Origin of the sequence: Salegentibacter sp. 24, from assembly GCF_004362395.1 — a bacterium.
Lineage (GTDB): Bacteria > Bacteroidota > Bacteroidia > Flavobacteriales > Flavobacteriaceae > Salegentibacter.
Genome location: NZ_SNWE01000002.1, coordinates 30597 through 55538 on the forward strand (window position 1 = coordinate 30597; position 24942 = coordinate 55538).

The 24942-nt window shown below is 36.0% G+C and carries 20 protein-coding genes; 12 read left to right on the forward strand and 8 right to left on the reverse strand.

The window, feature by feature from the left end:
• Window positions 1–2: 2 nt before the first annotated feature.
• Both rimK and DET49_RS01495 read right to left on the reverse strand, forming a co-directional pair.
• Window positions 3–875: a 30S ribosomal protein S6--L-glutamate ligase gene (gene rimK / locus DET49_RS01490; RefSeq protein WP_075325212.1), complete on the reverse strand. Its 873-nt coding sequence runs from the start codon at window positions 873–875 to the stop codon at window positions 3–5.
• On the reverse strand, window positions 872–1297 hold the full coding sequence (locus DET49_RS01495) for an ATP-dependent zinc protease (protein WP_133546390.1): 426 nt from the start codon (window positions 1295–1297) through the stop codon (window positions 872–874). The genes rimK and DET49_RS01495 overlap by 4 nt, the downstream gene beginning before the upstream one ends.
• A gap of 176 nt (window positions 1298–1473) precedes the next feature.
• Between DET49_RS01495 and uvrC the strand changes: the two genes are divergently transcribed.
• The 12 genes from uvrC (at window position 1474) to DET49_RS01555 (ending at window position 20276) form a co-directional block, all read left to right on the forward strand.
• Window positions 1474–3273: an excinuclease ABC subunit UvrC gene (gene uvrC / locus DET49_RS01500; protein WP_133546391.1), complete on the forward strand. Its 1800-nt coding sequence runs from the start codon at window positions 1474–1476 to the stop codon at window positions 3271–3273.
• 38 nt (window positions 3274–3311) lie between these two features.
• A complete protein-coding gene (locus tag DET49_RS01505; RefSeq protein ID WP_133546392.1) occupies window positions 3312–5540 on the forward strand; it encodes a patatin-like phospholipase family protein in 2229 nt (742 codons plus the stop codon).
• Window positions 5541–5759: 219 nt separating this feature from the next.
• On the forward strand, window positions 5760–6932 hold the full coding sequence (locus DET49_RS01510) for a homogentisate 1,2-dioxygenase (RefSeq protein WP_133546393.1): 1173 nt from the start codon (window positions 5760–5762) through the stop codon (window positions 6930–6932).
• 44 nt (window positions 6933–6976) lie between these two features.
• Window positions 6977–8116, forward strand: coding sequence for a 4-hydroxyphenylpyruvate dioxygenase (gene hppD, locus DET49_RS01515; protein WP_133546394.1), 1140 nt, complete (start codon window positions 6977–6979; stop codon window positions 8114–8116).
• A 302-nt stretch (window positions 8117–8418) separates the two neighbouring features.
• The gene (locus DET49_RS01520) at window positions 8419–9198 is read left to right on the forward strand and encodes a DUF3108 domain-containing protein (protein WP_133546395.1); all 780 of its coding nucleotides are present in this window, start codon (window positions 8419–8421) and stop codon (window positions 9196–9198) included.
• A gap of 3 nt (window positions 9199–9201) precedes the next feature.
• On the forward strand, window positions 9202–10170 hold the full coding sequence (locus tag DET49_RS01525) for a tryptophan 2,3-dioxygenase family protein (protein ID WP_133546396.1): 969 nt from the start codon (window positions 9202–9204) through the stop codon (window positions 10168–10170).
• Window positions 10171–10174: 4 nt separating this feature from the next.
• Window positions 10175–11413 (forward strand): M23 family metallopeptidase, encoded by a 1239-nt coding sequence (locus DET49_RS01530; RefSeq protein WP_208109603.1) that lies wholly within the window; start codon window positions 10175–10177, stop codon window positions 11411–11413.
• Window positions 11414–11526: 113 nt separating this feature from the next.
• Window positions 11527–13161: a glucose-6-phosphate isomerase gene (pgi, locus tag DET49_RS01535; protein ID WP_133546397.1), complete on the forward strand. Its 1635-nt coding sequence runs from the start codon at window positions 11527–11529 to the stop codon at window positions 13159–13161.
• Between the two features lie 187 nt (window positions 13162–13348).
• Window positions 13349–15898 (forward strand): TonB-dependent receptor, encoded by a 2550-nt coding sequence (locus DET49_RS01540; RefSeq protein ID WP_133546398.1) that lies wholly within the window; start codon window positions 13349–13351, stop codon window positions 15896–15898.
• Between the two features lie 10 nt (window positions 15899–15908).
• Window positions 15909–17615, forward strand: a complete 1707-nt coding sequence (locus tag DET49_RS01545; protein WP_133546399.1) for a hypothetical protein — start codon at window positions 15909–15911, stop codon at window positions 17613–17615.
• A gap of 99 nt (window positions 17616–17714) precedes the next feature.
• The gene (locus tag DET49_RS01550) at window positions 17715–19358 is read left to right on the forward strand and encodes an Ig-like domain-containing protein (RefSeq protein ID WP_133546400.1); all 1644 of its coding nucleotides are present in this window, start codon (window positions 17715–17717) and stop codon (window positions 19356–19358) included.
• A 480-nt stretch (window positions 19359–19838) separates the two neighbouring features.
• Entirely contained in the window at window positions 19839–20276 is a 438-nt protein-coding gene (locus DET49_RS01555) for a hypothetical protein (protein ID WP_133546401.1), read from the forward strand.
• Window positions 20277–20430: 154 nt separating this feature from the next.
• On the opposite strand, the gene DET49_RS01560 is transcribed toward DET49_RS01555, so the two are convergent.
• The 6 genes from DET49_RS01560 to DET49_RS01585 all read right to left on the reverse strand — a co-directional run bounded on the left by DET49_RS01560 (window position 20431) and on the right by DET49_RS01585 (window position 24918).
• Window positions 20431–21159: a hypothetical protein gene (locus DET49_RS01560; protein ID WP_133546402.1), complete on the reverse strand. Its 729-nt coding sequence runs from the start codon at window positions 21157–21159 to the stop codon at window positions 20431–20433.
• 73 nt (window positions 21160–21232) lie between these two features.
• Window positions 21233–22453 carry a GTPase HflX gene (gene hflX / locus DET49_RS01565; RefSeq protein ID WP_133546403.1) on the reverse strand — a complete coding sequence of 407 codons (1221 nt, stop codon included), beginning with the start codon at window positions 22451–22453 and terminating at the stop codon, window positions 21233–21235.
• 223 nt (window positions 22454–22676) lie between these two features.
• Window positions 22677–23570, reverse strand: a complete 894-nt coding sequence (locus DET49_RS01570; protein ID WP_133546404.1) for a DUF3078 domain-containing protein — start codon at window positions 23568–23570, stop codon at window positions 22677–22679.
• 1 nt (window position 23571) lies between these two features.
• Window positions 23572–24084, reverse strand: coding sequence for a DUF2480 family protein (locus DET49_RS01575; protein ID WP_133546405.1), 513 nt, complete (start codon window positions 24082–24084; stop codon window positions 23572–23574).
• A gap of 80 nt (window positions 24085–24164) precedes the next feature.
• The gene (locus tag DET49_RS01580; protein ID WP_133546406.1) at window positions 24165–24488 is read right to left on the reverse strand and encodes an iron-sulfur cluster assembly protein; all 324 of its coding nucleotides are present in this window, start codon (window positions 24486–24488) and stop codon (window positions 24165–24167) included.
• Window position 24489: 1 nt separating this feature from the next.
• Window positions 24490–24918, reverse strand: a complete 429-nt coding sequence (locus DET49_RS01585) for a SufE family protein (RefSeq protein WP_262707959.1) — start codon at window positions 24916–24918, stop codon at window positions 24490–24492.
• Window positions 24919–24942 lie beyond the last annotated feature (24 nt).

Below are 24942 nucleotides of genomic sequence, written 5' to 3' on the forward strand. Positions count from 1 at the left end.
GGCTAAACGTTCCTTTCAATATATCTAATTATAGATTTGGCGATGTCTTTTCCAGTAGCTTTTTCAATTCCCTCTAATCCTGGAGAGGAATTAACTTCCAAAATTAACGGACCGCGTGCACTTTGTAGCATATCTACTCCGGCTACCCCAAGTCCCATTGCTTTGGTTGCTTTTACTGCAGCGATTTCTTCCTCATCGGTAAGTTCTACCACCTCGGCGCTACCACCACGATGAAGATTGGATCTAAACTCTCCTTCTTTTCCCTGTCTTTTCATAGCTCCAACAACGTGGCCATCCACCACAAAAGCTCTGATGTCTCCACCCTTGGCTTCCTCGATGAATTCCTGAACAATTACCCGAGCCTGTAAGCCATTAAAAGCTTCAATAACAGATTCAGCTGCATTATTGGTTTCGGCTAGAACAACTCCAACTCCTTGGGTTCCTTCCAGTAATTTTATAACTAAAGGGGTGCCTCCGACTTGTTTAATTACTCCAGAAACATCCCTGGAATAGTTAGTGAAAACAGTTTTTGGTAATCCGATTTTGGCCCGGGAAAGCACCTGTAAACTTCTTAGTTTGTCACGGCTTCTTACCAAAGATTCAGATTCTGTTGTGGTAAATGCACCCATCATCTCAAATTGTCGTACGACTGCGGTTCCGTAAAAAGTAACGGAGGCCCCAATTCTTGGTATTACCGCATCTACACCTTCTATATAACCACCTTTATAATAAATATTTGGTTTACGTTTCTCAATAACGATATCACACTTAAGAGGATCTATAACTTCTACTTCGTGTTTGCGTTTAGTAGCGGCTTCTACAAGACGTTTTGTAGAGTAAAGATGACTATTACGCGAGAGGATTTTTATTTTCATTGTTGTTTAAGATTGTAAGAAACGTCAGTTAATTCGGTGTCCACGATAAATTTTTTGGTAAGGAATTTTCGGCCAATTAATACCGGAAACCTCATTTCCTGTCGGGATGACAAAGAAAGGGAAATTTTATAGACCTTATTAAAAATTTTAATGGTTGATATTACCTGATATCTTTTCTGAATAATGCCATTACTACTGCGCACGAAAACGATATCATAATCTGTAAATGTAAACTTTTTTCCATTGTATAAAGGATGCTCTTCATCGAGGAAGGTGCATTCTAAAACTCCATCTTTTTCAACAATATTTTCGCAGTGAATAGATGAAGTGTAAGCGCCGGTATCAATTTTAATAGCGATATCGTTTAAATGCAACGCAGGAAATTCTGCTTTGTCAAAACGCCCAATTACTGTTTTCTTCATACCGCAAGATAATAAAATGCCTATGCAATATTTTTATAGAAATTATAAAATTTGAATGGTCTTAGCCCTGAGCAGGGTCGATTAAGCGCAATAAATAACTCGATTTAATACAAATTTAACATTTCTAAGCTTCGGCAATTTTAAAGCTACGCATAATAAATTTTACCTTTGGGAAGATGGAAACGCCTACCTTAGAAGTACAAGTACAAACCCTACCCAATAGTCCAGGAGTCTACCAGTATTATGATAAGAATGGAAAGATCTTATATGTTGGGAAAGCCAAAAACCTTAAAAAGAGGGTGACTTCCTATTTTACCAAACGTCATGATAGCCACAGAATTGGTGTGATGGTGAAAAAGATCAAAGAAATAAAGCATATCGTAGTGGCCTCTGAAACTGATGCTTTACTTTTAGAAAACAATCTTATCAAAAAGCATCAACCGCGTTTTAATGTCATGCTTAAGGATGATAAAACCTATCCCTGGATTTGCATTAAAAATGAACGTTTTCCAAGGGTTTTTCCCACACGAAAATTAATAAAAGACGGAAGTGAATATTATGGACCATTTACCAGCTTTAAAACGGTAAATACATTGCTGGAACTAATTAAAGGCCTTTACAAGCTTCGGACCTGTAATTACGATCTTTCCGAAGACAAAATAAGGCAGGGAAAATATAAGGTTTGTCTGGAATATCATTTAGGAAACTGTAAAGGGCCTTGTGAAGCAAAACAGGATGAAATAGAATATAACAGCAATATTGAGGCGATTAGGCAAATTGTAAAAGGGAATTTTAAAGATTCTTTACAACAATTTAGAGAGCTTATGAAAGAACACGCTGGAAAAATGGAGTTTGAAGATGCGCAGCGTATTAAAAATAAAATTGACGTTCTCGAAAATTACCAGTCTAAATCTACCGTGGTAAACCCAAAGATCACCAATGTAGATGTATTTTCTATTGTTTCCGATGAAGGCTATGGATATGTGAATTTTCTTCAGTTATCTCACGGCGCGATTATTAGATCTCATACCATTGAGATGAAGAAAAAACTTGAAGAAACCGATGAGGAATTACTTGAACTCGCAATCACGGAAATACGACAGCGTTTTAGTTCCAATTCAAAAGAAATTTATGTACCGTTCAAAGTGGATGCAGGAGAAGATGTGAAAGTAAGTATCCCGAAACTGGGCGATAAAAAGAAGATTGTAGATTTATCGCTTCGCAATGCCAAGTATTACCGCCAGGAGCGTTTTAAACAAATGAAGATTATAGACCCAGACCGGCATGTAAACCGTATAATGGCGCAAATGAAAGAAGATCTTAGGCTTAGTGCGGAACCAAGGCACATTGAGTGTTTTGATAATTCGAATATACAGGGAACCAATCCGGTTGCGGCTTGTGTAGTTTTTAAAAACGGAAAACCTAGCAAGAAGGATTATCGTAAATTTAATATTAAAACCGTTGAAGGACCAGATGATTTCGCGTCTATGGAAGAAGTTGTTTTTAGAAGATATAAGCGTTTGCTAAATGAAGGGGAAGAATTACCCCAGCTTATCATTGTTGATGGGGGGAAAGGACAACTTTCTTCTGGAGTGAAAGCTTTGGAAAATTTAGGTTTACGCGGGAAAATAGCCATTATTGGTATCGCAAAACGCCTGGAAGAGATTTTTTATCCAGAAGATACTATACCGCTTTACTTAGACAAAAAGTCAGAAACATTAAAGATTATCCAGCAGCTTCGAAATGAAGCACATAGATTCGGAATTACTTTTCATCGTAACAAAAGAAGTAAAACTGCGTTAAATACAGAATTGGAGAATATTACCGGAATTGGGGAAAAAACCGTTGTAGAATTATTAAAACAATTTCGTTCAGTAAAACGAATAAAAGAAGTTTCGGAAGTGGAGCTCGCTGAGGTTGTCGGAGTATCTAAAGCTGGAATAATATACAATCATTATCATCAACAAAAAAAATAGAACCAGCATATGGCTGGAGCCAAAAACAGGAAATACGGATGAAAAAACTTCTTATTTTAGTTCTTTTACTTATCACGTTTCCTGGTGTTTCACAGGAAGAAGAAGATTTAAAAGTAGGTCTTGTTTTAAGTGGCGGCGGTGCAAAAGGCCTTGCCCATATTGGAGCATTAAAAGTTATTGAAGAAGCAGGAATTAGGATAGATTATATTGGCGGCAGTAGTATGGGCGCGATTATTGGCGGGTTATATGCGGCGGGGTATTCGGCCCATCAGTTAGATTCTATTTTTCATGAAACCAATTTTAATATTTTAATTCAGGATAATATTCCGCGTAGCGCAAAATCTTTTTATGAAAAAGAGGATGACGAAAAATATGCACTTAGTCTTCCTTTTGATAATTTTAAAATTGGTTTGCCATCCGGACTTTCCCGTGGTCAGAACATTTACAACCTTATGTCTCAGCTTACCATGCATTTAGGAAATGTAGATGATTTTAGTGAATTACCTATTCCGTTTTTTTGTATTGCAGCCGATGTAGAAACCGGGGAGGAGGTAATTTTAGATGAAGGTTCCTTGGCTCAGGCCGTTTCTGCTAGTGGCGCAATTCCTTCTATTTTCAGTCCTGTAAAGATAAAGGGGAGATTGCTTACCGATGGGGGTGTGGCAAATAATTATCCGGTAGAAGAACTTAGAGAAAGAGGGGCAGAAGTTATTATAGGGGTAGATGTGCAGGATAGCCTTGTAAAAAGAGAGGATTTACAAAGCGTTTTCGATATACTTACCCAAATTAGCAATTTCCGAACTATTAGCGATATGAAGGAAAAAATTCCGAAAACAGATATATACATCAAACCAGATATTAGTCCATTTTCGGTATTATCTTTTGAAAAAGGTAATGCGATTATAGATTCTGGAAGGGTTGCTGCGTTAGAAAGGAAAGAAGAATTGGTGAAGCTGGCTGCAAGACAAGTAGGTGGGCGGCAAAATGTTGTTATTCCTGAAATAGATACCCTCCAAATTAGTACACTCACCCTGGAAGGTAATAATACATATCCACGGGCCTATATTTTGGGTAAGCTACGGTTAAATTATTTTACAGATTTCACATTAAGTGATCTTGGAGAAGGTATTAATAACCTTTCCGCCACAGGAAATTTTAACCGGATTAATTATCGTTTAATTCCTAATAACGATGATGGTTTATATACCCTTTCTATGAAGATTGAAGAAAGCCAAAACAAAAGCTTTTTACGGTTGGGTCTGCATTATGATGAACTTTATAAAATAGGAGCTTTAATTAATTACACAAGAAAAAGTCTGCTGCTTACCAATGACGTAGCTTCTCTTGATGTGGTTGTGGGGGAGCAATTCCGTTATAATTTCGATTATTATATCGATAAAGGTTTTTACTGGAGTATCGGTGTGAAATCTCGATTTAATAATTTTAATCACACGATTTCTTTTGATTTCGCCCAGGAAAATGCCGAGTTGGATGATATTGGCCTCAATAGTATTGACATAGATTACCGTGACTTTACCAATCAATTTTATGCTGAAACACTTTTTAAACAGGTTTTTTCTTTTGGGCTGGGAGCAGAGCATAAATATTTGAGAATTGCTTCAGAAACTATAGATGATCCAAATATGGAGGTTGGAAACAACACTTTATTTGAAAACAGTCATTTTTACAGTGCTTTTGGATACTTAAAATACGATTCCTACAACAATAAATATTTTCCATCTCGAGGAATTTATTTTGATGGTAACTTTCACGTTTATCTGTTTTCTTCAGATTATAATAATGATTTTAATGAATTTTCTATTGCTAAAGGAACTGTAGGTTACGCCTTTTCTCCCTTCAATAAATTTTCTACAAGAATTGCTAGTGAAGCCGGATTCAAAATAGGGAGCGATGGAGTGAATACACTTGATTTTTTTTTAGGCGGTTATGGAAACAACCTGATAAATAACTTCATTCCGTTCTATGGCTATGATTTTATAAGCCTTTCGGGAGATAGCTTTATCAAAGGTTTAGTGGAGTTTGATTATGAGATTTTCAGAAAAAACCATGTGATCTTAAGTGCAAATATCGCCAATGTTGGTAATAAATTGTATTCCACAGGAGATTGGTTTAAAATGCCGGATTATACAGGTTTTGCTCTCGGCTATGGTGTGGATACCTTTGTGGGACCTTTGGAATTAAAATACACTTACTCGCCCGAAATAGAATCAAGCCAATGGTTCTTTAGTCTAGGATTTTGGTTTTAAGCCTATTCTTAAGTTTAGGTCGACTTTTTAAAATTAATTTTTTAGTGTAATTTGGTTGGTGATCGTTTTGTATTTAGCTCCATCTAGTTTTTAAAGATGTTTTAAGAATATTTCCTTAAAAATTCACGATATTTGTTTTAAGCCAAAATAACATCGAAATAAATAACAAATTCTCAAAATTCTTTCAAAAACTGGAAGTTGAATTAAAAAAATCAGATTATGCCTTTTTATCATAAACTTGGTAAGATTCCTCATAAACGTCATACTGTTTTCAAAAAGCCAGATGGAACCCTTTATTATGAACAACTATTTGGAACTATTGGTTTTGACGGGATGTCTTCTAATCTTTATCATGAACATCGCCCTACTCAGGTGAAAGAGGTTAAAGGAAGTTATGACGTAAAACCTAAGATAGCGGCCGAGAACAACATTAAATCTTATCGTTTTAAAGGATTCCAGATAAAACCTAATCCCGATTATCTTGAAAGTCGAAAGGTGGTTTTAACCAATAGTGATGTGAACATCGTACTAGCTTCTCCCCAGGGATCTACAAATGATTATTTCTATAAGAATTCAGATTCAGATGAACTGCTTTTTATTCATAAAGGAAGTGGAAAATTAAGAACACATCTTGGTAACCTTGATTTTAAGTACGGAGATTATTTATTAATTCCACGAGGAACTATTTATAAAATTGATTTTGATGATGATAACAACCGGTTGTTCATTGTGGAATCAAGGAGACCAATATATACTCCTAAACGCTATAGAAACTGGTTTGGGCAATTATTGGAACATTCGCCATTTTGCGAACGTGATCTAAGGCAACCACACGAATTAGAAACAAATGATGAAAAAGGTGATTTTTTGATTAAAATAAAAAAGCAAGGCGAAATTTTCGATATGGTTTACGCAACACATCCTTTTGATGTGGTAGGCTATGATGGATATAATTATCCATACGCTTTTTCCATCCATGATTTTGAGCCAATAACGGGAAGAATTCATCAACCGCCGCCAGTACACCAAACTTTTGAGACCGATGCTTTTGTGGTATGCAGTTTTTGTCCTCGTAAATACGATTACCACCCAGAAAGTATTCCGGCACCATATAGCCATAGTAATATAGATAGTGACGAGGTTTTGTATTATGTAGACGGGGATTTTATGAGTAGAAACGATATTGAAGCCGGGCATATATCTTTGCACCCTGCCGGAATTCCACACGGTCCTCACCCAGGGGCTGTAGAACGTAGTATAGGCCAGGTAGAAACTGAAGAGTTGGCGGTGATGGTGGATACCTTCAAGCCATTAATGCTCACCGAAGACGCGATGAAAATCGCAGATGAGACCTATCATAAATCCTGGTTGGAAGAAAACCATAAGAAATAATAGAAGTGTCAAATAGCTAGTAAGTAGCAGTAAAAAATATTAAAATGAGTACTGATAATACATCACTAAAATTAGAAAAAGTAATTCAGGATGCAGAAGATTTTCTTCCAATACTGGGTACCGATTTCATTGAACTTTATGTAGGAAATGCCAAACAGGCTGCCTATTATTACCAACAAGCGTGGGGCTTTCAGCCAGTAGCCTATTCGGGTTTGGAAACAGGAAGAAAAGACAGTGTTTCTTATGTCTTACAGCAGGGGAAAATTAGAATAGTACTTACTTCCCCTCTTCAGCCCGAAGGGGGTATTAATGCCCATATCAATAAGCACGGTGATGGTGTGAAAATGATTGCGCTTTGGGTGGATGACGCCAGAAAGAGTTACCAGGAGACAATCAAAAGAGGTGCAGAGTCTTATGTAGCACCATATGTGATGGAGGATGAACACGGGAAAGCTGTGATTTCCGGTATTCATACTTATGGTGAAACGATTCACTTATTTATAGAACGTAAGAATTATGAAGGGCCCTTTCTTCCCGGTTATAAAACCTATGCTTCTAGGGTAAAAACTAATGACACCGGGCTAAAATTTATAGATCATATGGTGGGAAATGTAGGTTGGAATGAAATGAATAAATGGGTGGATTTTTACGCTAAAGTAATGGGCTTTGCGCAAATGGTGTCGTTTGATGATAAAGATATTTCTACTGATTACACGGCGCTAATGAGCAAAGTGATGAGCAATGGTAATGGGAGAATTAAATTTCCAATTAATGAACCTGCGGAGGGTAAAAAGAAATCTCAAATTGAGGAGTATATAGATTTTTATAACGGGGCTGGAGTTCAACATATTGCACTGGCAACGGATAATATTATTGAAACTGTAACCAAACTTAGGGACCGAGGGGTGGAATTCTTATATGTTCCGGAGACTTACTATGATACCTTACTTGATAGGGTGGGAAAAATAGATGAAGATCTCGAGCCTTTAAAAGAACTAGGCGTTTTGGTGGATCGAGATGATGAAGGCTATTTATTGCAAATTTTTACCAAACCGGTTTTGGACCGTCCAACAATGTTTTTTGAGATTATTCAGCGAAAAGGAGCCCAATCTTTCGGAAAAGGCAACTTCAAAGCTCTTTTTGAAGCAATTGAGAGAGAGCAGGATTTACGAGGAACCTTATAATAGTATTAAAATATTTAAATTAAGTAAAATTTAAATATCAAAAATTATCAACTTTAAAAATATTATGTTAAAATTAATTTTGGTATTGTATTAACTCTTTTAAATGCAGAGTTTTGCACTCGCATTTTTGGAGTGGTTACCAATATTGCATTTAATTTTTTCATAATTTAAGTTTTAGTTGGTTAATAAGACAAAAACCCCGTCATTAATTTGATGGGGTTTTTTGTTTTAATACATTTGGAATAGAAATTGTAAATATTCTTAGCCCAATCAATCTGAAAATCAGTTTATAAAATTTTGGTATGAAAAAAAGTCTATTTACAATATTCCTTTTTGTTTTAACAAGTCTAGCGCTTCAGGCGCAATCTCAGAAAGCTTTTGAAGGAGGGGAATGGTTTAAATTCAGAATACATTATGGTCCTTTTAATGCCAGTTATGCTACTTTAGAGGTAGATGAAACAAGTTTAAACGGCAATCCTGTTTATCATATAGAAGGCAAAGGGAAATCAACTGGGTTGTTGCATTGGTTTTTTAAAGTAGATGATAATTATCAAACTTATATTGACAAACAAACTGGGAAACCTTATAAGTTTATTCGGAAGATCGATGAAGGGGGGTATACTAAAGATTTGGAAATTGATTTTGATCATAATGATAATAGGGCTTATGTTTTAGATAAAAAAAACAACGAAAATCATACTTACACCACTCAGCCGAATGTGCACGACATGTTATCGGCATTTTATTATATTCGCAACAATATTGAAAATGACAAGCTTCAGCCCGGCGATGAAATGCATCTTAATATATTTATAGACGATGAAAACATGGATTTTAAACTTAAATTTCTGGGCCGCGAAGTGATAAGAACTAAATTTGGGAAAGTGGCAACCTTGAAATTTAGACCATACGTTATGGCTGGTCGGGTCTTTAAGGAACAGGAAAGTCTTACTTTTTGGGTAAGTGACGATGCCAATAAAATGCCTATTAAGATTGAAGCAAATTTAGCAGTTGGATCTCTTGATGCTGATCTGGATTCTTATAAAGGTTTAAAGCATCCGTTTAAAATAATTATGAATTAATACATGGAAATAAAGCCGGAAATTGCAGAGCGTATTTTTGCATTAGAAGAGAAGTTTAAAAATTCTGGCCAAGATCTGGCGTCTTATTTGGATGGACTTTTGTATGATAGGTATCTTACCTATTGGGATTATTTAAGTATAGATACCCTTTTAAGTTTGCAGAAAACCTTAACACATTTTCCTGATGAAAAGATTTTTATTTCCTACCATCAAATTTCCGAATTATACTTTAAACTTATAATTCATGAACAGCAACAAATAATTGATGCTAAAAATCCAGACGTGGATTTTCTAATCGAAAAGTATAATCGTTTAAATCGTTACTTTAGAATTCTTACAGATTCCTTTGATGTTATGATTAAGGGAATGGATAAAGAACAATTTCTAAAATTTCGAATGTCATTATTGCCGGCCAGCGGATTCCAATCCGCGCAATTCAGAATGATAGAGATGTATGCTACACCTTTAGAAAATCTGGTTTCTTTTGAAATTAGAGATCAATTTTCAGAAAGGAATAATTTAGAAGATTTGTACGAAAATATTTACTGGAAGAAAGGTGGTATAGATCTAAAAACTGGCGAAAAAACCTTGACCCTGAAGCAGTTTGAAAAGCGCTATACCGCACGTTTTCTAAGAATAGCTACGACATATAAAGGAGAAACACTATTTCATAAATATCGAGATCTTCCAGATTCGATTAAAAATAATAAGCTATTAAAAGAAGCATTGCGTAATTTTGACGTTAATGTAAATATTAACTGGCCCCTTATGCATATGGGTGCCGCTTATAGGTATTTAAATAAAGATGATAAAAGCATAGCTGCTACGGGAGGAACAAATTGGAAAGAATTTCTGCCTCCTGGCTTTCAGAGAAATAGTTTTTTCCCTTATTTATGGAAAAAAGAAGAATTAGATAATTGGGGCAAGGAATGGGTGAATCATATGTTTAACACTGAGAAAAAAAATTACTAAAAAATTGAAAAAACTTAGTTTCCTATTGGTAATGATGTTGGCTTTTACAGCCTGTGAAAACGAAACAAAAGAAACTGCTCTTAATAAGGAAAGAGTAGAAAAGAAAATGCCTAGACCCGTCGATAAAGAATTTGGGTTTACGCTAAATAAATATGAGGTCGTAAAGGATACCATCGAGTCTGGAGATAGCTTTGGCTACCTTCTTGATCAACACGGGGTGGACCGTGGAAAAATTTATCTGATTTCAGAGAAGGTTAGAGATACATTTAATCCTGCAAAAATTACAGCGGGTAAAAAATATATGATTCTAAAATCCAAAGATTCTGCAAATACCCCTCAGTATTTTATTTATCAAAATGATAAAATAAACTATACCGTGGTTGGTATCGGCGATAGTATTAGTGCGACTCGTAAAAAGAGGCCGGTAAGTATAAAGAAAAGAGAGATTTCTGGAGTAGTTAGTTCTTCACTTTCAGAAGCTATAGTAGAGCAAGGGCTTAGTAATTTGCTGGTTTACGAACTTTCTAATATATATCAGTGGAGTATCGATTTTTTTAAACTTCAGAAAGGCGATCAGTTTAAAATGATTTATTCTGAGAAGTATATCGATGACACTATTTTTGCAGGAATTGAAAATGTTGAAGCCTCTGTTTTTAAACATGGGGACAGATCTTTTTATGCCTTTGAATATAAAACAGATTCCATTACTGGGAAATCTAATTTTTACGACGAAGAAGGAAAAGCTTTACAAAGCTTCTTTTTAAAGGCTCCACTAGATTACAGCAGGATATCCTCACGCTACACCAAAAGAAGATTTCATCCTGTTCAAAAGCGTTGGAAAGCCCACCTAGGCACCGATTATGCCGCATCCCACGGCACCCCAATTGTAAGTACTGCAGATGGAACTGTGATCGCTTCAAGTTATACTTCTGGCAACGGAAATTATGTAAAAGTGCGGCATAATAGCAAGTACACTACCCAATATTTGCATATGAGTAAGAGAAATGTACGCCATGGACAACGCGTAAAACAAGGCGATGTAATTGGTTACGTGGGTAGCACCGGTTTGGCTACAGGTCCTCACGTTTGCTATCGTTTTTGGGTTCACGGCAGACAAGTTGATCCTTACCGCCAAAACCTACCAACTGCAAAACATATAGAGGATGAGCATAAAGATGAATATTTTGCTTCGATAGAGGATTTGAAAATCGCACTTGACGAAATACCATATAAAAAGATTTAAAAAAATCTTTAATGAATGTTATGAGTTGAAGAGAAAACTTTCATAAACGGAAAGTTTTATTACAGAAAAATGATTATAAAGTTAAGCGAGAGCTCCGGAAAAGAAAGAATTGAATGAAAAATATTAATCCAACCAAAACTACGGCCTGGAAAAAATTAGAAAAACATTTTAGTGAGGTGCACCAATTGCAGCTTAAAGAGCTATTTGAAAAAGATTCTAATAGAGCTTCGAGATTTTCTATTGCCTGGGAAGATTTTTACCTTGATTATAGTAAAAACCGAATTACTTCTGAAACCCGGGATTTACTTCTGGAATTGGCTAAAGAATGTGATCTATCTTCCGCTATTGAATCTTACTTTAAGGGCGATACGATTAATAAAACCGAAAATCGTGCGGTTTTACACACTGCCTTGAGATCTCCTGCAGATGCTGAGATAAATTATGATGGCAAAAATGTTGTTCCTGAAGTACAGGAGGTCAAAGAAAAAATTAAAAAATTCTCTAACAAAATAATAGGTGGAGAGAAAAAGGGATATACCGGTAAAGCTTTTACCGATGTTGTGAATATTGGAATAGGAGGTTCTGATCTTGGTCCGGTGATGGTGACTGAGTCACTTCAGTATTATCAAAACCATTTAAAAGTTCATTATGTTTCTAATGTGGATGGCGATCATGTTCATGAGATTATAAAGAAATTAGATCCTGAAACTACACTTTTTCTTGTAGTTTCAAAAACCTTTACGACCCAGGAGACCCTCTCTAATGCAACTACAATTAGAAATTGGTTTAGAAAAACTGCTCCCCAAAAAGCGGTAGCTGAACATTTTATAGCGGTTTCGAGTAACTTAAAGAATGTTGAGGAATTTGGAATTGCGATAGAGAATGTTTTTCCAATGTGGGACTGGGTTGGCGGCCGTTTTTCTTTATGGAGTGCAGTGGGACTCTCCATAAGCCTTGCTGTTGGTTACAGTAATTTTGAAGCTTTACTCAAAGGTGCTCAAAAAATGGACGAGCATTTTAAAAAATCGGAATTTATTGAAAATATTCCCGTTCAACTGGCTTTGCTGAGTATATGGTACAACAATTTTTATAAAGCTGAAAGTGAGGCGATAATTCCATATACCCAATACTTGCATAGGCTTCCTGCATATCTGCAGCAGGCAATTATGGAGAGCAATGGAAAAAGCGTAGACAGAAATGGAAATAGAGTGGATTACCAAACTGGAACTATTATTTGGGGAGAGCCAGGTACAAATTCTCAACACGCTTTCTTTCAGTTAATTCATCAGGGGACTAAACTAATCCCTGCAGATTTTATTGGTTTTAGGAAATCTCTGCACCAAGATGAAGATCATCATAATAAACTAATGGCTAATTTCTTTGCACAAACTGAAGCTTTGCTACAGGGTAAATCTAAGACTGAGGTTCAGCATGAACTTCAAGGCAGTGGGGTAACTAAAAGTACCATTAAGGAATTATTGCCATTTAAAGAATTTGAAGGGAATAAACCGACAAATACCTTACTCGTGGATAAGCTTACTCCTGAAAGTTTAGGAAAACTTATTGCTATGTATGAACATAAAATATTTGTACAGGGAATAATTTGGAATATTTTTAGTTATGATCAATGGGGTGTGGAATTAGGAAAACAGCTTGCGAGTGAAATCCTTGCCGAAATCAAAAATAAATCCATGAATGATCACGATTCTTCTACCAAAAACTTGTTAAAACTCTTTTTAAGAGAATAAATTTAGATTTGTTGATATCCTGTTGAAATCAATAACTGTCAATGAGTCAATAGGTTAAAAATTTGTTTTAGCTTTGTGCTGAATTAGATGTTAAAGTTAAATTTCTTAACATTCCGTTAAACTTTGGAAGATAGGATTTGGCTTCATTTGCATCGAAATTTAAACTCAAAACAAACAAATTTTAAACATGAGGAAATTATTACTCTTGGCCTTGTTTTTGACATCGGCTACAATTTTTGCTCAAGGAACTATTACCGGTACGGTAATGGATTCTGAACTGGATGGTCCGCTACCAGGTGCAACCGTAATGGTAGTAGGAACAAACAATGGAACCACAACGGATTTTGATGGCAACTTTTCTTTGAATGTAGATTCAAACTCAGGAGAAGTGAAAGTTAGCTTTGTTGGGTACACAACAAAAACTTTGGATTTTAATCTTACCAATGGGTCACAGAATTTTGGAGAAATAGGTTTAAGTCCAGATGCAGGTGCTTTAGATGAAATTGTTGTTACGACTTTTTCTTTAGCTATTGATAGGAAAACCCCTGTAGCGGTTTCTACTATTAAGGCCGGGGAAATTGAAATGAAATTAGGAAATAAAGAATTTCCCGAAATTTTAGAATCTACTCCGGGTATATATGTTCACAAACAAGGTGGAGGTTTTGGAGATGCCGAACTTAGATTAAGAGGTTTTGACTCTGAAAACGTAGCGGTGATGATAAACGGTGTGCCGGTCAACGATATGGAAAACGGTAGAGTTTATTGGAGTAACTGGGCTGGACTTTCAGACGTTACACAAACTATGCAGGTGCAGAGAGGTCTTGGTGCTTCTAAAGTAGCTGTACCTTCAATAGGTGGTACAATTAATATTGTGACCAAATCTACAGATATCGAAGAGGGTGGTAGTATTTTTGCGACTACTGGTAACGATGGATATCAAAAATATGGCGGAACTGTTTCTACTGGACTTTTAGAAAATGGTTTTGCTGCTACAGTTTCTTTGTCTAAAACAACCGGTAACGGGTTTGTGGATGGAACTGAATTTGAAGGATATTCATATTTTGTAAATCTTGCCAAGAGATTTAACGAGAATCATGAGCTTTCTTTTACTGCTTTTGGTGCTCCACAAAGACACGGGCAAAGAGAGACTTCTCATCTAATTGAAGTTTATCGTGCAAGTGAGCGAGGAATTAAATTCAATGGAGACTGGGGTTATCTAAACGGAGAAGTAAAGCACGTACAGGATAACTTCTATCACAAACCACAAATGTCATTAAATCACTATTGGGATATTTCTGATAAAACTGAATTATCTACTGCTCTGTACGCATCTGTTGGAACAGGTGGTGGTGGTGGATATGAAGGTGCCGCCAATTTGAGAAGTGTTGATTCCCCTTACAGAAGTGGATATTTACAGCCTTTAAACTTAGATCTTGTTGTTGAAGAAAATGTTGAAAATGGCGCCCTTGGTTCAGCAACGATTCTTTACAATTCTAGAAACGATCATGTTTGGTATGGCGCCCTTTCTACATTAACTACAGAGATTACTGAAGATATAGATTTACTTGCTGGGGTAGACCTTAGATATTACCAGGGAAAACACTTCCAAGAAGTAAAGGACCTTTTAGGGGGTACTTATTGGTTAGATCAAGGAAGTAATGAAAACAACCTGATAAACGTGGCAAGAGTTGGAGATAAAATCAACTACTATAATGACGGTTTGGTAAATTGGGTAGGTGGATTCCTTCAAGCGGAATATTCTAAGAATGACCTTTCTGCTTTTATTTCGGCAGCAGCTTCAAATACAGCTTATAAAAGAATCGATTACTTTAATTATTTAGATTCTGACCCGCAACAGGAAACTGATTGGATTAGCTTTTTTGCGCCTAGTGTAAAAGGTGGTGCAAACTATAATATAGACGATGCTCACAATATTTTTGCCAATGTAGGATTTTTTGAAAGAGCACCATTTTTTGATCAGGTTTTCCAAAACTTTCAAAATGATATTAATGACGAAGCGAAAAATCAAACTATTTTCAGTGCAGAACTCGGTTACGGTTTTAGAACTTCAAAATTAAGAGCTAACTTAAACGTATATAGAACTTCCTGGCAGGACAAACCTTTCACCCAATCATTTTTTGACCAGGAAACTGGAGAAAATTATTTCGCAAATATACTTGGGGTAAATGCATTACACCAAGGGGTTGAATTGGATTTTAGTTACAAACCAATAGATAATCTTACCATTAATGGTATGGCATCTTTCGGAGATTGGAAATGGGACAGTAATGTTGAAGACGTAATGATCTTTGATGAAGAACAAAATCCTGTCTTAGAAGAAGGGATAGATCTTTTCCTTGAAGATATTCCTGTAGGTGGTAGTGCCCAAACTACTATGGCCCTTGGTGGAGATTATGAAGCTCTTCCAGGAACAATAATTAGAGCAAACTGGACCTATGCTGACCGATTATTTTCAGAATTTGATCCTCTTGGTGTGAGTTCTGGAGATAACTATACTCCATGGGAGATTCCATCCTACGGTTTATTAGATGTTGGTTTAACTCATAAATTTGAATTTGGAGGATTAGACGCTACCTTGAATAGTAATGTAAACAATGTACTGGATACTGAATTTGTAAGTTTTGCATTTGATGGTGCAGCCTCTAATGCAGAAACTGCATCAGTATGGTATGGTTTTGGGCGTACCTATACAGTAGGATTGAAAATAAATTTCTAAAAATATAAAAATGAAAAATACTTTATACATTTTATTGCTTTTCATAGGGATAGCCATTACTGGTTGTGAACCTATGGAAGAGATTCATAACGACATTGATGAAGGACTAGAAAATGTTGAAGGATCTTTGGATTATACTTTGGTAGAAGAAGATTATACTGAAAACCTTGGACTTAGTTTTCCAAATTTCAGTTCAGAGGATGAGGCAAGGGAATTAATTCCGGTGCTTTTATCAGATCTTTATCCCGCATTGGGTCAAAACTCTTCTGTGAATGCTACTTTTAATATTTACGATCCAATTGTGGTCGAAGAATATATGGTGACTGCAGCGGATTATGAAGCAATAGGTTTAAGTGAAAATTATTTTTCTGGATTGGGAGATGTGATGGATTTCCTTGCATACCAATTTCCACAAGCGGAAGAGGGAGATTATGTAGAGTTAACATACAATACCCTAGCCGATGAGGTAGCCTATATGCTTACCGATACGGACTTTAGTTTAATAGAGGAAGAATTGGCTGACGAGTATCCACTCCCAGCTGCCAGCGCTTCTGAGTATGGAAACTTCGAGAGAAGAGAAAGTAATGATGCCTATTGGAGCAACGAAATGATTCTTGAGGCTGTCAATGTGGTTCTTTCAGAAAATATAGACGGAATAGAAGGTCAAAAATACAATGTCTCTTACGAAATCTATAATGGGGAATCAGGAACACAAAGTATGACTGTTCAGTTTAATGGAAATATGTATGTCGCCGTAGGTGGAACTCCTTATGAACTTACTACGGATGATTATGATTTTGTGGGAGCAGAACTACTTGAGGAATATCCTGGGCCGGCAGCAAACGCAGCGCAATATCATAGTTTTGATGTTAATGAAGACAGCGATAACTACTGGAGTATGGATATGCTTTTAGAAGCTTTCAATCTAGTTTTAAATGAAAATTATCCAGATGCAGCAGATGGTGATAAATTTGAAGTTAGTTATGATGTTTACAGTGGAGGGGTTTCCACTAGAGTTCAGGCTCTAGTTTTAGAAAACGGCACCTATATTGTGGATGAAGAAGCTGCAGTTTCTACTATTGAAGCTACAAATGTATTTGCATATACCAACGGAAGCTGGAACACTCCGCTTACTCTTGAAGAGGAGGATTATACGGCGATGGGGCAATCTTATCCTAATTTTGATGATGAAGATGAAGCGATTTATAAGCTTTCCATCTTTTTGGAAAATCAGTTTCCCTATGCCCAAGAAGGTGATTTTGTAGCCGTAGCTTACAATTTCTATTCAGGAGAAACTACTACTGAATATGCAAATTTCGTATTTGAAGATGGTGAATTCAATTACATCCCTAGTGTTGTGGAAAGAAGTCTACAGTTTGGAAATGACGGGACCGAATGGGTTCCGGATAATACCATTCGTTATTCACTTAGCGGAAGTGATTATGCTACAATAGCTTCTGCTTTAGCAGATGAATACCCTGCACCGGTTGAAAGTATGGGTAACTACTCTAACTTTGATCGAAGAGAGGGAAATGCTGCTTATTGGAGCGATGAGATGCTTCTTGAAGCTATGCGGGTACTACTTAATGATATTGCTCCAAATGCAGAAGTTGGTCAGCAATATGTTATGACATTCGATATTTACAATGGTACCAATACTACAGAATCATTAAGTCTAATTAAAAATGAAGCTGGAGTTTGGGTGATTAATGAGTAGCCCAAAATTCATATAAATAAAAAACCTCTTATCGGTCTTTATCGGTAAGAGGTTTTTATTTTTGATAAACTTTATATTATTAAAATTTAAAATCCAAAAATGAAAAAGTTCCTATTTTGTGCTTTTACAATCCTGGCTTTTGCCGGATGCAGTAGTGAAGACGATAGCTCAGACCCGATTGACAAACCCGAAATCGAAAATCCTGTGGCCATAGCAGATAAAGTTGCGACTTCAGAAAATGAAGAATTAAGTATTGAAAAAGAATTTTTACTAGAAAATGATGAAATTATAGATCGTGCTAGAATAAGTTTTTTTGATTCAGAATCTGCCGAGGGTGGAGAAATAATTGATAACCGAAATGGGACCTTATCTTATTTCCCTCCTGAAGGTTTTATAGGCGAAGATAGTTTCTCATATAAGCTATGTGTGCCTGGAAGTGAAAATCGTTGTTCTTCAGCCGTGGTCACGATTAATATTGGAGATGCGGGCGCTCCAATGGCTGAAGATGATACATACGAAACCGACGAAGGAAACGAATTTCGTATCAATAATTACTTATCTAATGACATTTTGCTGGATAATGCCGGAATAATAGAAGTTCAAACCGAAGATACCAATGGTACTGTTATATTGGAGGACGATGGCAGTATTACCTATATTCCATCAGAAGGCTTCTCAGGAAAAGACACCTTTATTTATACCATATGCGATAGTGATGAAGAGCCTGAGTGTGCTTCCGCTATGATTACGATGAATGTGATTGACCAGGGATCTCCTGTAGCAAATGATGACATTATAGTTGTTGATATGAACACTTCAGTATTCACGATCAACACTTTACTCAATAATGATGAACTTACAGATGATGCGGTAATTTCTTCTATAGACGGTAGTAATAGCCAGGGAACAGTAGTTTTAAATGAGGACGGTAGTATTTCTTATAGGCCTGAAGCCGGGCTTGTGGGGGAAGATACTTTTAATTATTCCATCTGTGATGATGATCAGCCAAATGCAACTTGTTCAACAGGTAAGGTAACTGTTACTTTAATAGATCCAGTTAGCTTTGATATTCCAGCTGAAATCGCTCAATATTACGATGGTCTTTCTATTTCTCAGGATAAGGATCTCAACTACAAAGTAGTTTCAGGTCTCACCAAAGAAATGCATACCACTATCCTTTCCTATGGACAACGTCACGAATTTCTTTATGAAGCTGATGAAGATCTGGATAATCCAGAAAATGTAATTTTAATGTATTCAGGAGAAAGCAGATATTGGAAAGAATATACTTCTGGTAGTAATGCTTATACACCTCAAACCTTTAATACTGAACATGTTTTTCCACAATCCCGTTTATCCAGTGATGAGGCTGTGACAGATTTGCATCACCTAAGAGTTGCGGATGCTGATTTAAATGGATTGCGTTCTAATTATCCTTATACCGATGGAAGCGGGGATTATGGATTAATAAACAATGCTGCTTTTTTTCCCGGTGATGAGTGGAAAGGTGATGTTGCTCGCATGATTCTTTACTTAAATGTTCGTTACAATGAAGATATAAGTAAAGTTGGAAATCTGGAACTTTTTCTTGAATGGAATAGGGAAGATCCGGTTTCAGCTTTCGAAATGCAACGAAACAATGTGATAGAAGGTGCACAGGGAAACCGTAATCCTTTTATAGATAATCCATACCTGGTAACCCTTATTTGGGGGGGGGATCCTGCTGAAAATACCTGGGATTAATTTTAAACAGTAAATTTTATTAAAAAGGGCCATCTAAAAGTTAATTTGGATGGCCTTGTTTTATTAATAAGTTAAGTGTAAAAAGACTTCCTTTAAGTGGTACTAATAAGATGCTATATGAAAAAGAAATGCTAGAGAATGTTTAAGCAATTTGTCTTGATCATAATCAAAGAGCAATTTTCCAGGAAAAAAATCTATTCCGTGTAATGGCTGATGCGAATTTCATGGACGAGCTTCTTATTATCTAAAATAGCCAAGGAAGAGAACATAAATACAAACATATAAGAGTGTTTTTAAGTTGATTTAATCCAAAGCGGGAAGATTATGTGAAATAACTACGCTAAAAACTGACAGTTTTTAAAAATTTATAATAAACTGTTTTCTTCCTAAAAATTGTAATTGATTAATCCTTATAAACTAAACAGCAAAATAAAATCGCCTTTTTGTAGAAAATCCTATCTTTACTAAAATTTTTCTTCTATGTATGCAACTGTACAATTTATTCATTCTTATTGGGCTTATTTAGTGCTTATTGTGCTTTTTGTAGCTGTCTTCAATGCAATAATTGGTTATGTTTCTAATAAGGAATATGGTGCGACTAATTTTAGAATCGCCCTTTTTACACTTATCATTTCTCATATTCAGTTATTAATAGGAATTATCTTATATTTTACTGCTCCCTATTTTTCTGTGCTTCTCGAAAAAGGCATGGGACCGGTAATGGCAGATCCAACTCTTAGGCTATACATTATGGAACATCCATTAATGATGATCATCGCAGTGGTCTTAATAACGATGGGATATTCCAAACATAAAAGTAAACTTACTTCAAAACCAAAATTTAAAACGCTGGCAATTTTTTACACCCTTGGTTTATTGATTATGTTATCACGTATTCCCTGGAGTCTTTGGTTTTAATTTATTAATTCATTTTCACCACTGGCAAGTTTCTGATAGATCCTGTTTAATTATTAAATAAATAATTGTATTGGAATCTGGTCAACCTGGATGTTTAAAAGGGGAGGTTTTATAATGTAAGAATCTTTCTTAATTGGGATATAATAGTGAATCATTATTTCTGATAAGCGTCATTATATGGCGACCAAATCTCATAAATAGGTTCTCCTTTGGAGCTTTTTCCTGTGTGATGCCAATTTCCATCCTTAACTTCAAATTGAAATTTCAGTCTAGCTCCTACACGACTGGAATCTCTTGAAAAGAATTCAATATTTTCGGTATAGTTCCCGTCATGGGCGGTATAAGTTCCGCCTCCTGAGCCGTGAAATTCTTTGGTGGCTGAATTAAAAGCTATCCATTGAAATCTGTTGCCACTCAAAATTTTCACAGTCCGCCTGCTAGTGGGAATCATCTTGTCTAGTTGGCCACCTCTTACACGGCCGGTAATTACCCAGTTTCCCGTAAGGATATCGGTTTTATCCGAAACCCTTTCCCAAATTTTCGTAGAAACTCCGTCGGAGATTTTTATTTTATTGGTATTTATCCAGAAAATTTTATAATCCTTTTCAATACCAATATTTTTAGCATCATAAGTGTCGAAATCTCTAATTTCAGTTAGCGTTTCGTCTATTAGGTTAAGTTCTCCTCCGGCAGCCCCTAAAAAATCATCTGTACTCAAGAGTTTTGATCCCAGGGCAAAATATCCGTCCTGAATAATCTTAACAACTTCACGATTGGTGACAATTTCACCGTTCTTTTGAATTAATTTCCAAGCACCATCCATTTGCTGAGCTGATATAATTCCAAAGCAGAAGAACAGGGGTAGAAAAATTGAATTTTTCATTGTAGTAACTTATAGACCTTCTCTAAGGTACATAAATTGCCGAAAAAAGAACTGATAATTTCGTGGGTTTATTTTACTGTTTTTCTCCGTATTTGTCATATTCCGGGTAGAGAAAATTATTATAGGGAAAACGAGTAATATGGATTTTGCGGACTGCTTCGTAAACTTTTCTACGAAAATCTTCCATATTTTCCTTGTTTAGAGCTGAAATGAACAAAACATTATCCCCCATTTTATTCATCCAAGTCTGCTTCCATTCTTTAAGGGTATAATGTGCTTTTGTCTTTTCAGTTATTAGATCATCATCTTCAATCTCTTCAGCTTCATATTGATCAATTTTATTAAAAACCATAATAGTTGGTTTGTCATTACTCTTAATTTCACTCATAATCTGATTAACGGATTCAATATGATCTTCAAAATTTGGATGTGAAATATCTACCACATGTAGTAGTAGATCAGCTTCCCTGACTTCATCTAAAGTAGATTTAAAAGACTCTACCAGTTGAGTGGGTAGTTTCCTTATAAATCCTACTGTATCGGTTAAGAGGAAAGGTAGATTGCGAATTACAACTTTTCTAACCGTGGTGTCTAATGTTGCAAAAAGCTTATTTTCAGCAAAAACCTCACTTTTGCTAATGGTATTCATCAGGGTAGATTTGCCAACGTTGGTATAGCCAACCAGGGCTACTCGAACTAATTGTCCTCGATTACCGCGTTGTACTTCCATTTGCTTATCTATGGTTTCTAATTTCTTTTTTAAAAGTGAAATTTTATCCCTTACAATCCTACGGTCAGTTTCTATCTCAGTTTCTCCGGGTCCCCGCATTCCAATACCTCCACGCTGACGTTCCAGGTGAGTCCACATTCCAGCAAGTCTGGGTAACAAATATTCGTATTGTGCAAGTTCAACTTGTGTTCTGGCATAACTGGTTTGTGCTCGTTGAGCAAAAATATCCAAGATAAGTGTGGTTCTATCTAAAACTTTACATTTCAGAATTTTCTCAATATTTTTCTGTTGAGCAGGAGAGAGTTCATCATCGAAAATAGCAGTCCCTACGTCGTTCTCGTCTACGAATTCTTTTAGTTCATTCATCTTCCCAGTCCCGATAAAAGTTTTGGGATTAGGCTTGTCCATATTCTGGCTGAACCGTTTTATCACTTCCCCGCCGGCGGTATAGGTAAGGAATTCTAATTCGTCCAGGTATTCTTCTAATTTATCGTGCCCCTGCTCTTTAGTAACAATACCAATTAAAACAGCTTTTTCGTGGGTAAGGTCAGTTTTTTCAATCATAAATACAAAGTTACACAATAGATTAGTACTGGGATTTTTACGGAAATCATTTCAACATTTATTTAACTAAAAAGTGTACTAAAATAACAAACCTGCTGGATTAGAGCAGGCTGTATTATATATCATCTTTGTTTTACAGTCACATTTAATTCATTTGTTCTTGAATTACAAAGGTGCTTGATAAAAAAGTATTACATGCTGGGTTTGATTATTTGAAAGACAATTAAAATCCATAATTGAATCCAATACCAAAAACTTCCCTGATTTGAAAACCCTGAACGGCATTATCGTCGTATATAGCCTGGAAAATCAGGTTAGTAGAAAGATAATCGTTGATTTTCATATTCATGTTCATCGTATAATCTAAATCGACGTTTTTGGGATTTTCAAGATAGTTGGAATAGAGGTTAAGCATATTTTCCATAGTTACATTTTCAATAATATCTATTTTAGCGTAACCTGAAACTGAAGCCCCAAATTCGAAACGCATTGCCTTGTCCGCATCTAGCCCAAAATAATCACCATCAACATAATCTGGTCGGGAAGTGAAATCTTTGTCACCAAACACCATTCGTCCTGTAGCAGGAGCGATGTTTAGGTATAAACGATCACTTTTTTTCCACATCATTCCGGGTCCAAATTGGAGATAGGCAGGAGATAAGAAGTTCGTATATTCTGTTCTGATGGTTTGGCCTGATTCAGGGTCTTCGCCGAATTTATAGCCTTTGGTGACTTGTGTTCTAAAATTAAGAAAGAGTGAATAAAACCAGTTTGATTCCTGAACTTGTTTTCCCGCAATCGAATTTAGTTCCAAACGATCACTGGTTTTTCTTGAAAAATCATCAGTGCGTTGCTTGGTTAATCCATAATCCAACAAGACCTTGTTATTCCAGGTAAAATCATCTTTTAAATAATTAAAATTATAGTCAAATAGTAAATTTCCTGCAAAATTTGATGTACCTCCTCCTGTCCATTCTTCATTAAAGGCTGATTGATTAAACAGTATGGAGATGTTACCTTCGGTAGTCCAGCCTTCTTTCTTGGCTTCTGTCTCTTCTTGTGCATTAATGTTAAAAACCCCGCTGAACAAAGCGAGGGCAAGTACTAATCTCTTCATCTTATTTTTTGGGTTTTTTATATAGTGGTACCGACGAACAGGCTTCGCCGTACATCAAGCTTTTTACTACTGGTTGTAGTTTTTCTATTAAAAGTAAATAGGCATTTTTTGGAACCGGTTTATTGGAACAACCTTTAATTATTACAGGTTTGTCCTTGAAATTACTTATATCCATTTTCTGTAAAACTTCCGTATACAAAACCGTTTCTAAGGTTTCCAAATCTCCATTGATCACTTTTTTAGCATAGGGCTGTAAATAAGTGGCCAGCAACATAAAGGCCCAGGCTGGAATTATCGCATCGGTAGAACAAGTAAGAGCTATATACTTATCTTGATACTGACTCCAGTCATGATTTTTGGCTTGCATTCTAAAATCTCCTTCCCGCAGAACAAAACCTTCCAACAGCCAATCCTTTACATCAAACAATACCCGTTGTCCCGGGGAATAATAATCTTCCAGGTTAAACGTGATTAGTTTACTACTAGCTATACGGTTTACAATTTCTTCGGCCATAATTTGGACTTAAAAATGAATGATTCACACAATTTTTGAATAGTTTATTTAAGTTCCCCTCTTCTTAAATTAATGGGCTTTTAGAGAAGACCTAATTCCAGTTTTGCTTCCTCGCTAATGAGGTCCTGGTTCCATGGTGGATCGAAAGTTATCTCTACCTCCGCATCTTTGACCATATCTATAGAAGCCACTCTTTCCTTCACTTCCTGGGGTAAACTTTCGGCAACAGGACAGTTGGGAGTGGTTAGAGTCATTAATATTTTTACTTCGTAATCGGTATTTACCATCACATCGTAAATAAGACCTAATTCATATATATCTACGGGGATTTCAGGATCGTAAATGGTTTTTAAAACCTGTACGATCTTTTCTCCCAATTCCTGAGTATCAATTTCTTTTTCCATCTTAATTGAGTTGTGTTTGATATGCCACAGCATACATTTTAAGTTGTTTGACCATACTTACCAAGCCATTGGCCCGTGTTGGAGACAAGTGTTCTTTCAGTCCAATATCATCAATAAAGTTTGTATTGGCTTCTATTATTGCAGAAGGGTGATGATTTGAAAAAGTTCTTATTAAAATGGCAACTATTCCTTTGGTGATTATCGCGTCGCTATCTGCGGTAAAAACTAATTTTTCATCTTCCAGTTCAGCATGCACCCATACTTTACTTTGGCACCCTTTAATAAGGTTTTCGTCAATTTTGTATTTATCTTGTATTAAAGGAAGTGCCTTACCGAGTTCTATCATATATTCATAGCGCTGCATCCAGTCGTCGAACATTGCGAATTCCTCTACAATTTCTTTTTGTATTTCTTGTATTGTCTTATTCACTGTTTTGCGTTTTTTCCGGTTAAA

Excerpts from the sequence above, each read along its gene's own strand:
- rimK (WP_075325212.1), bottom strand. The coding sequence starts at position 875 with ATGAAAATAAAAATCCTCTCGCGTAATAGTCATCTTTACTCTACAAAA.
- DET49_RS01495 (WP_133546390.1), bottom strand. The coding sequence starts at position 1,297 with ATGAAGAAAACAGTAATTGGGCGTTTTGACAAAGCAGAATTTCCTGCG.
- uvrC (WP_133546391.1), top strand. The coding sequence starts at position 1,474 with ATGGAAACGCCTACCTTAGAAGTACAAGTACAAACCCTACCCAATAGT.
- DET49_RS01505 (WP_133546392.1), top strand. The coding sequence starts at position 3,312 with ATGAAAAAACTTCTTATTTTAGTTCTTTTACTTATCACGTTTCCTGGT.
- DET49_RS01510 (WP_133546393.1), top strand. The coding sequence starts at position 5,760 with ATGCCTTTTTATCATAAACTTGGTAAGATTCCTCATAAACGTCATACT.
- hppD (WP_133546394.1), top strand. The coding sequence starts at position 6,977 with ATGAGTACTGATAATACATCACTAAAATTAGAAAAAGTAATTCAGGAT.
- DET49_RS01520 (WP_133546395.1), top strand. The coding sequence starts at position 8,419 with ATGAAAAAAAGTCTATTTACAATATTCCTTTTTGTTTTAACAAGTCTA.
- DET49_RS01525 (WP_133546396.1), top strand. The coding sequence starts at position 9,202 with ATGGAAATAAAGCCGGAAATTGCAGAGCGTATTTTTGCATTAGAAGAG.
- pgi (WP_133546397.1), top strand. The coding sequence starts at position 11,527 with ATGAAAAATATTAATCCAACCAAAACTACGGCCTGGAAAAAATTAGAA.
- DET49_RS01540 (WP_133546398.1), top strand. The coding sequence starts at position 13,349 with ATGAGGAAATTATTACTCTTGGCCTTGTTTTTGACATCGGCTACAATT.
- DET49_RS01545 (WP_133546399.1), top strand. The coding sequence starts at position 15,909 with ATGAAAAATACTTTATACATTTTATTGCTTTTCATAGGGATAGCCATT.
- DET49_RS01550 (WP_133546400.1), top strand. The coding sequence starts at position 17,715 with ATGAAAAAGTTCCTATTTTGTGCTTTTACAATCCTGGCTTTTGCCGGA.
- DET49_RS01555 (WP_133546401.1), top strand. The coding sequence starts at position 19,839 with ATGTATGCAACTGTACAATTTATTCATTCTTATTGGGCTTATTTAGTG.
- DET49_RS01560 (WP_133546402.1), bottom strand. The coding sequence starts at position 21,159 with ATGAAAAATTCAATTTTTCTACCCCTGTTCTTCTGCTTTGGAATTATA.
- hflX (WP_133546403.1), bottom strand. The coding sequence starts at position 22,453 with ATGATTGAAAAAACTGACCTTACCCACGAAAAAGCTGTTTTAATTGGT.
- DET49_RS01570 (WP_133546404.1), bottom strand. The coding sequence starts at position 23,570 with ATGAAGAGATTAGTACTTGCCCTCGCTTTGTTCAGCGGGGTTTTTAAC.
- DET49_RS01575 (WP_133546405.1), bottom strand. The coding sequence starts at position 24,084 with ATGGCCGAAGAAATTGTAAACCGTATAGCTAGTAGTAAACTAATCACG.
- DET49_RS01580 (WP_133546406.1), bottom strand. The coding sequence starts at position 24,488 with ATGGAAAAAGAAATTGATACTCAGGAATTGGGAGAAAAGATCGTACAG.